Below are 14,081 nucleotides of genomic sequence, written 5' to 3' on the forward strand. Positions count from 1 at the left end.
CATGGATCTGTTAATTGTATTGACCTATGTAGCGATTGCATGGGCGGTTTTTAAGATATTTCGCATTCCGGTTAACCAGTGGACTTTAGCCACGGCGGCATTAGGCGGCATATTTCTCGTCAGCGCCCTTATTTTATTAATGAACTATAATCATCCTTATACATTTACTGCACAAAAGGCGGTTATTTCTATTCCCATTACGCCGCAGGTGACCGGTATCGTCAGTACCGTGACGGATAAAACGAATCAACGTGTTAATAAGGGTGATGTCCTGTTTACGATTGATCCCGTGCGTTATCAGGCCCGGGTGGACAGACTGCAGGCCGATCTGGTGACCGCGCTGCACAGCATCAACACTCTGAAGGCGCAGCTTTCAGAAGCGCAGGCCAACACGGTACGTGTTTCCGCCGAGCGCGATCGGCTCTACAAGGACTACCAGCGCTATCTGAAAGGCAGCCAGGCGCGGGTCAACCCGTTCTCTGAAAGCGATATCGATAACGCCCGGCAAAACTATCTGGCGCAGGATGCGTTAGTGAAAGCATCCGTTGCCGAGCAGGCGCAGATACAGAGTCAACTGGACAGCATGGTGGGGGGTGAGCAGTCGCAGGTTGTCAGTCTGCGCGCGCAGTTGACGGAGGCGAAATATAACCTCGACCAGACCGTGATTCGCGCGCCAAGCAACGGCTATGTTACCCAGGTGCTGATCCGTCCCGGCACCTATGCGGCAGCGCTGCCGCTGCGCCCGGTGATGGTCTTTATCCCGGAACAAAAACGGCAGATTGTTGCCCAGTTCCGCCAAAACTCGCTGCTGCGACTGAAGCCAGGCGATGATGCCGAAGTGGTCTTTAACGCGCTGCCGGGCCAGGTATTCCATGGCAAGCTGACCAGTATTCTTCCGGTGGTCCCGGGGGGATCTTACCAGGCGCAAGGAGCATTGCAGTCGCTGACGGTCTTACCGGGAACCGATGGCGTCCTGGCGACAATTGAGCTGGATCCCAACGCGGATGTCGACTCGCTGCCGGACGGTATTTATGCCCAGGTGGCGGTCTATTCTGACCACTTCAGCCATGTATCGGTCATGAGAAAGGTCTTGCTACGCATGACCAGCTGGATGCACTACCTCTACCTGGATCATTAATTGCGATGAAGGCAGGCTGACGTTAAGTCTGACCTGCCTTTTGCCTGCGCCTGAACCATACTTACTTTTTTGTTGGCGAAAGGAGCAGGCAATGAAACTGATCGGCAGCTACACCAGTCCCTTTGTACGTAAAATCTCCGTCATTCTGCTGGAGAAAAACCTCCCCTTCGCATTCGTCAATGAATCTCCCTACCACGACGAGAACGGCGTCGGCCAATACAATCCCTTGGGCAAGGTGCCGGTGCTGGTCACCGACGGCGGCGAATGCTGGTATGACTCTCCCATTATCGCGCAATACCTCGATCAGCTCGGCGCGGCGCCAGCAATGGTGCCATCGGACCCGAAAGCGGCGTTGAAAATGCGCCAGCTGGAGGCCCTGGCCGACGGCGTAATGGAGGCGGCGCAGGCACTGGTGCGTGAAAAGAGCCGTCCGGCGGCGCAGCAGTCAGAAAGCGAGCTGCTGCGCCAGCGGGAGAAAGTGACCCGGGGCCTCGATGCGCTGGAAGCCTATGTTGCCGATGGCAGCCTGCGTATCGATGAGGTCAATCTGGCCACGATTTCAGCGGCGTGCGCGATTGCCTATCTAAACTTTCGGCGGGTTGCGCCCGGCTGGTGTGCGACGCGGCCTCAGCTGATTAAGCTGGTCGATGCGCTTTTTCAGCGCGCCAGTTTTGCCCGTACCGAACCGCCAAGGACTTGACCCAGGCAGGTAACAGTTTCCCCCCGGAGACGTTACAATCACCGCTGATTTGTTGACTCCCTCTCCCGTCGGGAGGGGGGTAAATAACTTACCGCCAGGTCCATTCATGACTACCGATATTCGTGCGCTTTACACCCGGCTTCCGGCCACCGACCGTTTGCTTCGCGACCCCGCTTTTTCTGCTGTGCTGGCCCGCTATGGTCATGCTCAGGTGGTGACGCTGCTGCGCCAGATGCTGGAGGAGGCGCGGGAATACATTCGTCAGCAGCAGGCGCTGCCGGGCTGGTGCGATGACTGGCCGCAGGAAACCGGGCGACGGCTGGCGCAAACATTGCAAAGCGCGCTGCGCCCGGTGTTCAATCTCACCGGCACGGTGCTGCATACCAACCTGGGGCGCGCAATCCAGGCAGAAACGGCGGTTGATGCCGTCGCCCAGGCGATGCGTGCGCCGGTCACGCTGGAGTACAGCCTGGATGATGCCGGACGCGGCCACCGCGATCGGGCGCTGGCGGAACTGCTGTGCCGCATCACCGGTGCAGAAGATGCCTGTATCGTCAACAATAACGCCGCGGCGGTGCTGCTGATGCTGGCGGCCACCGCCGGCGGTAAAGAGGTGGTGCTCTCGCGCGGCGAGCTGGTGGAGATCGGCGGAGCATTCCGTATTCCCGATGTGATGCGCCAGGCGGGTTGTATCCTGCATGAAGTTGGTACCACCAACCGCACCCATGCGAAAGATTATCGCCAGGCCGTGAATGACAATACCGGGCTATTGATGAAGGTCCATACCAGCAATTACAGCATCGAGGGCTTCACGGCGGCCGTCGATGAAGCCGAGCTGGCGATGATTGGCCGCGAAACGGGTATTCCGGTGGTGGCGGATTTGGGCAGCGGTTCGCTGGTTGATTTGAGCCAGTATGGCCTGCCGAAAGAGCCGATGCCGCAGGAGATGATCGCGGCGGGCGTCAGTCTGGTGAGCTTCTCCGGCGATAAGCTGCTGGGCGGCCCGCAGGCGGGGATTATCGTTGGTGAGAAGGCGATGATTGCCCGTCTGCAGCAGCACCCGCTTAAGCGCGCGCTGCGGGCGGATAAAATGACCCTTGCCGCGCTGGAAGCCACTCTGCGGCTCTATCTGCATCCGGAAACGCTGGCCGATCGGCTGCCCACGCTACGCCTGCTGACCCGCACGGCGGAGGCGATTCAGGCACAGGCGCTGCGCCTGCAGCCATTGCTGGCCGCGCATTACGCGCAGTTTGAGGTGCGGGTGGAGCCCTGTCAGTCGCAAATTGGCAGCGGTTCGCTACCGGTGGACCGTCTGCCTGGGGCGGCGCTGACCTTTACGCCGCGCGATGGTCGAGGCAGTCAGCTGGAGGCGCTGGCGGCCCGTTGGCGTGGGCTGACGATCCCGGTGATCGGACGGATTTACGATGGGCGTCTGTGGCTGGACTTGCGCTGTCTTGAAGATGAACCCCGGTTTATGGAGATGTTATTACAATGATTATTGCCACTGCCGGACATGTTGACCACGGCAAAACGACGCTGCTGCAGGCGATCACCGGCGTTAATGCCGACCGTCTGCCGGAAGAGAAATCACGCGGGATGACGATCGATCTGGGGTACGCCTACTGGCCACAGCCCGACGGTCGCGTGCTGGGGTTTATCGATGTGCCTGGCCACGAAAAGTTTTTGTCTAACATGCTGGCGGGGGTGGGCGGTATTGACCACGCGCTGCTGGTGGTGGCCTGCGATGATGGCGTGATGGCGCAGACCCGCGAGCATCTGGCCATCCTGCAGCTGACGGGAAAGCCGTCGCTGACGGTGGCGTTGACTAAGGCCGATCGCGTTGATGAGGCGCGCGTGAGCGAGGTGCGTGCCGAGGTGGACGCGGTGCTGGCCGAATTTGGCTTTACCCATGCCACGCTGTTTGCCACGGCGGCGACGGAAAACCGGGGGGTCGACGAGCTACGCGCGCATCTGCGCCAGCTGCCTGAACGCACCCACCCACAGCATCAGCGTTTTCGCCTGGCTATCGATCGCGCCTTCACCGTAAAAGGAGCGGGCCTGGTGGTGACCGGCACCGCGCTCAGCGGCGAGGTCAACGTCGGCGATACGCTATGGCTGACCGGGGTGGATAAGCCGATGCGCGTGCGCGGGCTGCATGCGCAAAACCAGCCGGTCGACCGGGCGCGGGCCGGTCAGCGAATTGCGCTGAACATTGTCGGCGATGCGCAGAAAGAGGCGCTCAATCGCGGCGACTGGCTGCTGTCCGTTCAGCCTCCCGAAGCGTCCGGACGGGTGATTGTTGAACTACAGTGCCATACGCCGTTGACGCAATGGCAGTCTTTGCATATCCATCATGCCGCCAGCCATATTACCGGACGCGTCTCGCTGCTGGAGGGGAATCTCGCCGAACTGGTACTCGATACTCCGCTGTGGCTGGCAGATAACGACCGCCTGGTGCTGCGCGATATCTCCGCCCGCGTTACCCTGGCGGGTGCCCGCGTGGTGACGCTAAATCCGCCGCGGCGCGGCAAACGGAAAGCGGAATATCTGCAGTGGCTCCATGCGCTAGCGGCGGCTGCGGATGATGCCCAGGCGCTGGAGACGCACCTGCAGCGCGACGCGGTACGTCTGGATGAATTTGCCTGGGCCCGTCAGCTGAACGAAAATGGCCTGGCGGCGCTGACCCGCAACGCCGGCTATCTGCAGGCCGGTTATAACCTGCTCAGCCCTGCGCTGGCGGCGCGCTGGCAGACAAAACTCCTTGATGCGCTGGCGCGCTATCACGATCAGCATCGCGACGAGCCTGGACCGGGCCGCGAACGTCTGCGGCGTATTGCGCTGCCGATGGAGGACGAAGCGCTGGTACTGCTGCTGATTGAGCAGATGCGCGCCAGTGGGACTATCGACAGCCATCACGGATGGTTGCATCTGCCGGAACACAAAGCGGGCTTTACCGAGGAGCAGCAGGCCATCTGGCTACGGGTTGCCGACCTGTTTGCCGATGAGCCATGGTGGGTGCGCGACCTGGCGAAAGAGGCGGGCGTTGAAGAGGCGCTGATGCGCGCGGTGCTGCGTCAGGCGGCGCAGCAGGGCATGATTACCGCGATCGTCAAAGATCGTTATTATCGCAACGATCGGATCGTGGCCTTTGCCAGAATGATCCGCGAGTTGGATCAGCTACGCGGTTCAACCTGCGCGGCAGATTTCCGCGATACGCTGAACGTCGGGCGTAAACTGGCGATTCAAATTCTTGAATATTTCGACCGGATTGGCTTTACCCGCCGTCGTGGTAATGACCATATTCTGCGCGATAAAGCCTTGTTTCTTTAAGTCTTTTCAGGCGACCGGGCCAGCCTGCGCTGCCCGGTCAGCGTAGCGCCGGCGCGGATGTTTAGGTTGAACTCCCTCGGGGCGCGGCACTACCTCCCGCGTTTATTCGTCCGTTTCTTTCACCCAGATGCGCATTTCTCCTTCGCCGCGATTCGCCCAGCTAAACCACGGAACAAAGGTTAAGGTCTGCGGCTGGCGCGTGGCCGGCGTGTGGTCATAACTCCACAGCGCCTGGCTTTGCGCATTCTCCGCCGTTTGCTTATAACCCGGCGCCTGAAGAAGCACCTTATGCGCAAACATGCCTTTTCCTGCAAAAGCGCTGAACCGGGCGTTACGCGGCAGCTGCAGGTTATGCAACTGTTCGCCGTTGTCCGCCTGTTCCAGACAATAGACCAATGGGCCTCGCTGTACGGCGACCTGGCCGGCCTGATGGCGCACCAGCGGATTACCGTAGACGCGGCGCACCGGCATCGGTAGCGTTAGCAGCAGAGTGTCGCCTTCCTGCCAGCGATGGTGGATGTGCAGATAGCCTTTGCGGACATCCCGTGAAACCGCCACGCCGTTCAGCGTCACCTGCGGGTTATCGCACCAGTCTGGCAGGCGCAGCGCGAGGGTATGCTTGACCGGTATGGAGGAGTCAATGGTGATTTTTACCTGCTCCTGCCACGGATAGTTGCCGCTGATGCACAGCCGCAATGTCTTATCGCCCACCGGGATCTCTGCATGGTTGCCGATATACAGATTGATATAGAGCGCCTCTGCATGCGGCGTGTAGATGTAGTGTCCCAGTGACGTGAGTACGCGGGCGATATTCGGCGGGCAGCAGGCGCAGCCGAACCAGCGCTGACGAACGGGCTTCACGTGGTCGTAAATATGGTTAAATTTCAATGATTTTGGGTGGACCTCCAGCGGATTGACGTAGAAAAAGTGCTTACCGTCCAGCGCCATTCCGCCCAGCACGGTGTTATACAGCGCGCGCTCCATTACGTCGGCATACTGACTGTCGGCTTCCATCTCCAGCATCCGGCGGGCAAACATCATCAGGCCAATGGAGGCGCAGCTTTCGGCATACACCGTATCGTTTGGCAGGTCGTAGTCGCTGCTGAAGGCCTCTCCGCTGCTCTGCGAACCGATGCCGCCGGTGATATACAGCTGGCGCCGGGCCATGTTCTGCCACAGCCGCAGGCAGTCCCGGCGCTTGCCCTCGTCCTGGCTTAAACGGGCGAGATGGGCAACGCCGGTCATCAGGTAGACAAAGCGCACCGCATGACCGATGGCGACAGGCTGTTCAGCGATCGGTTGGTGCGCCTGGCTATAGGGCTTATCCATCACCATCCATGCCGGGCCGTAGGTATTCCAGTAGGAGGTTTTGCCGCGCTTTTCATATTCGATATCGTAAAAATGCGGCTGTGTTCCGCGCTCCTCAACGAAATAGTTCGTCAACGCCAGGTAGCGAGGTTGCTGGGTGACGTCATACAGGCGCATCAATGCCAGCTCAATTTCCGGGTGCCCGGGATAGCCGTGTAGCTGATGTTCTCCGGGGCCAAACACGCTGTCGATATGGTCCGCCAGGCGACAGACCACCTCCAGCAGGCGGCGTTTGCCGGTGGCCTGGAAGAAGGCGACGCCAGCTTCAATCATGTGCCCGGCACAGTAAAGCTCGTGGCACTCGGCGAGATTCGTCCAGCGTTGCGCTGGAGCTTTGACCGTGAAGTAGGTATTCAGGTAGCCATCTTCGCACTGGGCGTCAGCCACCAGTTCAATCACTTCATCAGCGGTCTTTTCCAGTTCGCTATCTGGCTTCTGGCACAGCGACCAGGCGACGGCTTCCAGCCATTTCGCCACGTCACTGTCCTGAAAAACCATACCGTAAAATTCGCCTTGCTGACGCCCGGCGGCGATACGGAAGTTTTCTATCGCATGGCTCGGATCGGCCTCGTCGATGCGGTCGTTAAGCGCATCCCACTGGTAGGGGATCACCACATCGCGCACCAGCTGCTGGTACTGACCGAGGAATGGATCGGTGATTTTCAGTTTGTGCAGATCGACTTCCATAACAGACATGACGGACTCCTTAGGGCTGAACGTGGCGCGTGCGCAGGTCGCTGGCAATGCGCGCCATCATCGGATTATTGAGTTTGCAGGCGCGGATCGCGAAGGCGAGCAGCAGATGGAAAAGTGCGGGCAGCAGGGTTTCCATTGCGGTGATACCGGCCAGCGATGATGCCGTCTGATTATCGGCGCCCGGCTGATAGGCCACGTAAATAAACACGAGGCTGATGATGCCGGCGCTGGAGGCCCATGCCAGCTTGATGAAGAACAGGTTAAAGGCGAAGTTCATGCCGGAAGAGCGCACGCCGGTATTCCATTCGCCGTAGTCATCGGAGAAGGCCATCAGCGAGAAGTGCAGCGGCAAAGTGAAGCCGAGAATAATACCGTTGCCGAGGATCACCCCCAGCCACAGGGTCTGGTAGGCCGGGCCGGTGGGTAAAAACCACATCACGACGGCAAGCGCCGCTAACACCAGGTTGGTGTAGTAGTAGAGGGTGACGGTATCAAAACGGCGGGATAACAGGTTGATGATGACGGCGCCGAAAATAGAGGCAAAGGTCACCATAGTGAAAAACAGGGAGGTATAGCCAGTTGAACCGCCAAGGACGTAGGTGATGAAGTACATGTAGCCGCCGCCACGGATATTAAAAACATTGATCAGCAGGAATGACATCACCAGCATCAACAGCAGCTGGTCGTTTCTGCGCAGCCCGGCAATATGTTCGCGCAGGGTAAATTTGCCCATCACATCCAGTGAGACACGTTCGCGAACCCAGAAGAAACAGCACAGGAACATCACCACCGCAATGGCACAGAGTACGCCAACGCCATACTGATAGCCCTGAGCGGTATTTCCCTGGCCCAGCGCTTTTACCAGCCACGGCAGCCCGACGGAGACCAAAAAACCCGCTACGCCGCACAGGACAAAGCGCCAGGCCTGGCACGAGATAACCTCGCTATGGCGAGTGGTCATGGTGTTGATCAGCGCGCAGTACGGCACGTTAATCGCGGTGTAGCTCATCGACAGCAGCAGATAGGTGCCGAATGCCCAGGCGATTTTTACCCCCATGCTGGCATCAGGTACGGTAAACGTCAGTACGCCGATGATGCCGATCGGCACGGCAATCCACAGCTGCCAGGGACGAAAACGTCCCCAGCGACTTTGGGTGCGGTCGGCCAGAACGCCCATGATCGGGTCGGAAATGGCGTCAAAAACGCGCAGCGCGAGGAACAGCGTTCCGACCAATGCGGGCGTCAACCCAAAAACATCGGTATAGAAAAACGTGAGAAAGTTCATTATCAGGCAGGTAATGACCGTCCCGCCGGCATCGCCCAGTCCGTAACCTATTTTTTCACGGAGGGATAATTTTTCGTTTTGTGCACGTAGTGCCAAATCGTTGGTCGTAATCGGAGCCGAAGTCATAAATAACTCCCGGAGATGATATGCGGAAAATAACCCACTTAATCGCGGGTTTTATTGTGTAATTTGCAAAGTACGGTATTTATTCTGCACGAAATACAGGTACCAACAAGGGAAGGGAAAAGTATAAAAAGATGACGATTCCGACTTCATCGTAAAAGTGTGATTTCGATCCGATATGATGCGCTTTTATCGTTAATAATCAGATATAAACAGAGTTATAAGTGGCGCAAAAAAGCGAGAAATTGAATATCTATGCTTGAATTATCCATGTCTCTTCCGATTAAAGTACAAAATGGCGGGTTATTTATTTCCCGGGGTATTGGTAGCCATCCGGCGCGACGGCTTCTTTCCTGGGAGCTCATTTTTGTCGAAAAAGGGATATTAACGATTCGCGAAGAAAATCAAATATTCAGGGTGAATGCCGGAGAAAGTTTACTGCTTTGGCCGCAGCGTTCACATGTCGGTATTGACCCGTTCCCGGCGGATTTAAAATTCTACTGGTTGCATTTTGAAGTGATGCCGGATGAGGGCGATTTGACTCCCAAAGCGCCGCTGTCTATCCCACAGCACTCCCGGGTGAGTGAGCCGCAGTATATTATTTCTCTGTTCAGGCAATTCTTGCGTGAGCAGGAAAATATCCACCGTAGCACGGCACTGGAATTGATTCTGCTGCTCATTCTGCAACAAATCTCGGCAGCCGCAAGCGAGCAGACAACGGATAGTCCCGGGAATGCGCTGGCGTGGAAAGCGCAGCAAATCATTCATACCCGGTTTCATTTACCGGTTTCCGCTTCAACCTTAGCGAAAGAGCTGCACTGTAACGCCGATTATCTGGGACGCGTTTATCGTCATGTTTTTCGGCTGACGCTCACTGAAGCGCTGCACCGCCAACGGGTGAGGGCCGCGGAAAAGTTGCTCATCAGCGACTCCTTGTCGCTGACCGAAGTGGCAATGAAATGCGGCTTCAATGATGTCGGCTATTTCCGCAAAATTTTCCGTAAACATACCAGCCTGACGCCGGCGGCGTGGAAGCGTCGTTACTGTAAGGAGCATATTAACTCGGCGTAGGCGAGGCATCCCCCAGACGGGAAGCGTCTTTGCCATACGCGCTATCTTTTCCCGTCGTCATTGCTTACGGCAGGAAGACTCAGGCAAATGACTAAAATTCCCCGGCGAGAGGTAAAAAAAGGGCTGATTCCATTCAGGATCAAGGCGCGGGGACCGCGTTTTCTGGCACGCTGCTTTTTTATCCTCAATGGAGCAGCGGATGAACCGTTTTATCATCGCGGATGCACAAAAATGTATTGGCTGCCGGACCTGTGAAGTGGCCTGCGTGGTCTCGCATCAGCACGATCAAAGCTGTACCACGGTTTCTGCGCCGCAGTTTGCGCCCCGTATCCGGGTGGTGAAAAGTGACGAGCTGTCGACGGCCACGCTGTGTCGCCAGTGTGAAGATGCACCTTGTGCAAATGTCTGCCCGGTTGACGCCATTCAACGTGAAAATGCCGCCTGGTACGTTGACCAGCGTCGCTGTATCGGCTGTAAAAGCTGCATGGTCGCCTGCCCTTATGGCGCAATAACCGTCATGTTGACCGGGGAGGGCGTGCAGGCGCTGAAATGCGATTTATGCCGCCATCGCGCGGAGGGACCTGCCTGTATTGCCGCGTGCCCGACTCAGGCGTTGCGCTGTCTGGAAGGTGCGGAGCTGGAGCGACTGAGCGCGCAGCGGCGTCGGCGAATGGCGTTGGCGATGTAGGCGTGCGAGAGGCCCGGATAGCGGCACCAATACGCCTTAGCCGGGCGATATGGCCCGCCGTCCGGCAGGCCATAAGAGGTCGGGGTTACGCTTTGTGAGCAGGCGTTACGCGTGCGCTTCGCCCCAGGCCCGCTCAACCTCTTCGGCGAGAATCTTCACGCCCGCTTCAATTTTCTCCGGGTCCGGTACGTAGTTCATGCGCATGCACTGGTGGGTGTGCGGCCAGGGTTTATCCAGCCCCGGGAAGAAGTAGTCGCCCGGCACCATCAATACGCCGCGTTTTTTCAGCCGCTGGTACAGCAGTTCGGTGGAGATCGGCAGATCTTTAAACCACAGCCAGAGGAAAATCGCCCCTTCAGGTTTATGAATCAGGCAGCGATCTTCCGGCAGATAGCGGCGAATAATGGCGATAGTTTCCTGTACGCGCTGGTAGTAGAACGGCTTGATGACCGTTTCTGACAGGCGCAGCAGGTCATGGCGTTTGATCATTTCGCACATCATCGCCGGCCCCATTCCGCCGGGCGCAAGGCTGATAATCCCGTTCATGTTGCTGATGGCGGTAATGATTTTCTCATTGGCCACGATGATCCCGCAGCGGCTGCCCGGCAGGCCCAGCTTGGACAGGCTCATACACAGTACAATATTCGGGTTCCAGAGCGGCCTGGCGTCGCTGAAAATAATTCCCGGGAAAGGCACGCCATACGCGTTATCAATCACCAGCGGAACGCCGTGTTGGTGGGCCAGCGCATCCAGCTTGATCAGCTCTTCGTCGGTAATCACGTTACCGGTCGGGTTGGTCGGGCGAGAGACGCAAATCATCCCCGTCTCTTCCGTGACCTGCAGGTGTTCAAAATCGACGTGGTATTTAAACTGGCCTTCTGGCAGCAACTCAATATTCGGGCGGGTGGCGACAAACAGATCCTCTTCGAGACCCGAGTCGGCGTAGCCGATATATTCCGGCGTCAGCGGGAACAGGACTTTGCGGGTGGTGCCATCCGCACGGCGTCCGGCAAAGAGGTTAAACAAGTAGAAAAATGCACTCTGACTGCCATTTGTTAGTGCAATATTCTGTGGTTCAATCTCCCAGCCCAGTTCTTCGCGCAGCATCTGCGCCAGCACGGTCAGAAGCTCGCTTTTTCCCTGCGGACCGTCGTAATTACAAAGCGCATCAAGGGCTTTGCCGTTGGCGAGCATGTCAGCCAGCAGGGTCTGGAAGTATTCGTTCATTTCCGGGATCTGCGCGGGATTACCGCCGCCCAGCATAATAGCGCCCGGAGTGCGCAGGCCGTCATTGAGGTCTTCCATCAAGCGGGTGATGCCTGAATGACGGGTGAATTTGTCGCCGAAAAGTGAAAATGTCATTGCGGATAATCTATCGGTCTTCCTGGAAAGTGGATAACCATAACGCCAGCCTCGATGCGGTGCAAATCGGCAGGAATGTCGAGGATTTCATTTTTATGCTGGATTATCGATAGATATTAGTTTTTTATTCTGTAAAGGCTCCCCGGGGAGACCGGGGAGCCATCAGAAAAGGGGTTATCGTTGGCCTGCCCATACCACCATGACTTTGTCATCGGCGTTTTCACGGACGAAACCGTAACCTTGCGGCATAGAGAGCGTGGTTTGTTTGCCCATCCCGATTGCCGGGTGGCGGGCGCGGAACTGGCCGAGCTTCTGCCAGTGGGTGACGCTGAGCGCGGCTTTACCCTCGACGTCCTGCCAGTTCATATCCGAACGTGTCCCCTGCAGCGGATCTGAGCCGGTAGGCCCGAACGGCCGCGCGGACTCATCGCCATAGAAGAGCTGTACCGCGCCTGGCGCGAGCAGCAGCAGTTCTGCCGCAGTGCTGCCGCCTTCGCGGAACAGACGCGTGTCGTGGGATGAGAGATAGCTCAGAACGTTAAACGTCTGCAGTTTATCCGCCATCTGCTGCCAGGTCAGGTCAATACTGGAGAGACAGCCTGATGCTTTCGCCGCCTGATCCTGGTAGTCGAAGTTAATCATCGCATCAAAACCGTGGCGGTAGTAATCGCTCTGCATCACCCCATGGCCCCAGGCTTCACCGGTCATCCAGAACGGCGCGTTATCCAGCGCTTTATCCGGATTGGCCTTTTTCCATTCCGCCAGCGCCGCAGTGGCCTGGGTTTTCAACTGTTGCCAGGCGGCCTGCTCGACGTGTTTGGCGGTATCGACGCGGAAACCGTCAATGCCGTAATCACGTACCCACTGACTCAACCAGTGGGTCAGATAATCGCGCGGCGTATAGCCTGGAATCACTTTTGCCGCCGTATCAGGCTTTTGTTGATAGAAATTCGGCAGCCCGGAAGGGGTGGTCGATTCGGTTTTCAGATCCGGCAGGAAGGCCAGGGACATGGTCAGATCGTCAAAGCCTGGGTTGTCGTAGTCGCCGATATCGGTACGAATCCACTTTTTCCCCCACCATTTTTCCCAGCCGGCTTTATCGCTGAAGTTGATGTAGTCGTTGAAGCTGTGCCAGGTCTGGCCCGGGCCGGGTTTCCAGTTGGTCCAGTGTTCCCCGAGCGTTTTTTTCAACTCGTCGCCCTGCAGATACAGCGAGCCGAATTTGAACTCCTGCATATCGGCGAGGGTGGCATAGCCAGTGTGGTTCATCACCACATCGAACAGGATGCGGATACCGCGCTTGTGCGCCTCATCGACAAGGCGACGCAAATCCTCCTCGGTACCCATATTGGCATCCAGCTTTGTCCAGTCCTGGGCGTAGTAGCCGTGATAGGCGTAATGCGGGAAATCGCCCTTGGTTCCGCCGCCGACCCAGCCGTGAATTTGTTCCAGCGGCGAGCTTATCCACAGCGCGTTAACGCCTAACTCTTTCAGGTAGTCGAGTTTGCTGGTCAGCCCTTGCAGGTCGCCGCCGTGGAAGGTGCCGATTTCCTGCATTCCGTCTTTGTGCCGCCCATAACTGTTGTCGTTGGCCGGGTTGCCGTTGACGAAACGGTCGGTCAGCACGAAATAGACCGTGGCGTTATGCCAGTTGAAGGGGGCGTCGGCGGTGGTGTCTGCCCGCTCAAGGAGCAGTAAACCGTTGCTGTTGGGGGCCGGCTGCAGCGTAATTTTCCCGGCGCTGACCGTGGCGACATTGCCGCTGTAGAAATCACGGACTTTGCTACCCTCGGCAAAGGTCTTGCTGACATCCAGCGTTAGCGGCTTACCATCCCATTTTGGACACTGACGCAGCTGCGGCGCAGAAGCTGTCGCCGCCTCTTTTTCCTCCAGAGAAAGCATCAGCGTCGGCGTACCGGAGCGGGTATCCACTTCAAGCGTGTAGCGACCTTCGCGGAAGACCCGCCATTGTGCCGGGGTGCCGCGGCAGGGTTCCATGGACAGCATCTGGTTGAGTTTGATGGCTCCGACGGGCTGCCAGCACTGTTGGTCAAAATTAATTTGTAGCGGACGTGTACCCTTCGCCACCTCGTTTTGACTGATAAACCTGCCGGTGCCCTCTTCGGTAAAGGCCGGGAAATCGGCGGTGGTCCAGGCGGCGAAGGCCATTCCTGGCAACAAGAGCGACGCGAGCGCAGCGAGTTTCATTCTGGAGTCCTGTGAGCGGTTTTTTGTTCAGTTTGCCCGGCAAACCGGATAATGAACTCATCCCACCTGCGCTTTTGCAGGGATGACAAAAAGGGGTGAGTGACAGAGGTCA

Annotated in this window: 10 protein-coding genes; 6 read left to right on the forward strand and 4 right to left on the reverse strand. The window is 57.6% G+C overall.

Translation table 11 applies throughout. The features are described 5' to 3' along the window. Position 1 precedes the first annotated feature (1 nt). From BV390_RS16255 to selB, 4 genes are all read left to right on the forward strand, one after another. Positions 2-1,138: an HlyD family secretion protein gene (locus BV390_RS16255; protein WP_032690292.1), complete on the forward strand. Its 1,137-nt coding sequence runs from the start codon at positions 2-4 to the stop codon at positions 1,136-1,138. Between the two features lie 91 nt (positions 1,139-1,229). Continuing rightward, entirely contained in the window at positions 1,230-1,838 is a 609-nt protein-coding gene (locus BV390_RS16260; protein WP_032696996.1) for a glutathione S-transferase, read from the forward strand. Positions 1,839-1,944: 106 nt separating this feature from the next. Continuing rightward, entirely contained in the window at positions 1,945-3,333 is a 1,389-nt protein-coding gene (gene selA / locus BV390_RS16265) for an L-seryl-tRNA(Sec) selenium transferase (protein ID WP_064794036.1), read from the forward strand. After that, positions 3,330-5,168 carry a selenocysteine-specific translation elongation factor gene (selB, locus tag BV390_RS16270; RefSeq protein ID WP_085397109.1) on the forward strand — a complete coding sequence of 613 codons (1,839 nt, stop codon included), beginning with the start codon at positions 3,330-3,332 and terminating at the stop codon, positions 5,166-5,168. The genes selA and selB overlap by 4 nt, the downstream gene beginning before the upstream one ends. A 102-nt stretch (positions 5,169-5,270) precedes the next feature. Here the strand turns inward: selB and BV390_RS16275 are convergent, their stop codons facing one another. After that, the gene (locus BV390_RS16275) at positions 5,271-7,232 is read right to left on the reverse strand and encodes a glycoside hydrolase family 127 protein (RefSeq protein WP_085397110.1); all 1,962 of its coding nucleotides are present in this window, start codon (positions 7,230-7,232) and stop codon (positions 5,271-5,273) included. 10 nt (positions 7,233-7,242) lie between these two features. Then, a complete protein-coding gene (locus BV390_RS16280) occupies positions 7,243-8,643 on the reverse strand; it encodes an MFS transporter (RefSeq protein ID WP_085397111.1) in 1,401 nt (466 codons plus the stop codon). Between the two features lie 252 nt (positions 8,644-8,895). Between BV390_RS16280 and BV390_RS16285 the strand changes: the two genes are divergently transcribed. Beyond that, a complete protein-coding gene (locus BV390_RS16285; RefSeq protein WP_032696991.1) occupies positions 8,896-9,711 on the forward strand; it encodes an AraC family transcriptional regulator in 816 nt (271 codons plus the stop codon). A 199-nt stretch (positions 9,712-9,910) separates the two neighbouring features. Beyond that, positions 9,911-10,399, forward strand: a complete 489-nt coding sequence (locus tag BV390_RS16290) for a 4Fe-4S binding protein (RefSeq protein ID WP_032690299.1) — start codon at positions 9,911-9,913, stop codon at positions 10,397-10,399. 105 nt (positions 10,400-10,504) lie between these two features. Here the strand turns inward: BV390_RS16290 and avtA are convergent, their stop codons facing one another. Then, positions 10,505-11,761 carry a valine--pyruvate transaminase gene (gene avtA, locus BV390_RS16295; protein ID WP_032698568.1) on the reverse strand — a complete coding sequence of 419 codons (1,257 nt, stop codon included), beginning with the start codon at positions 11,759-11,761 and terminating at the stop codon, positions 10,505-10,507. 174 nt (positions 11,762-11,935) lie between these two features. Next, complete coding sequence (locus BV390_RS16300; RefSeq protein WP_032690301.1) at positions 11,936-13,969, reverse strand: alpha-amylase; 2,034 nt, start codon at positions 13,967-13,969, stop codon at positions 11,936-11,938. Positions 13,970-14,081 lie beyond the last annotated feature (112 nt).

This window comes from Klebsiella sp. YJ, from assembly GCF_002108615.1.
In the GTDB taxonomy this organism is placed as follows: Bacteria; Pseudomonadota; Gammaproteobacteria; order Enterobacterales; family Enterobacteriaceae; genus Klebsiella; species Klebsiella planticola.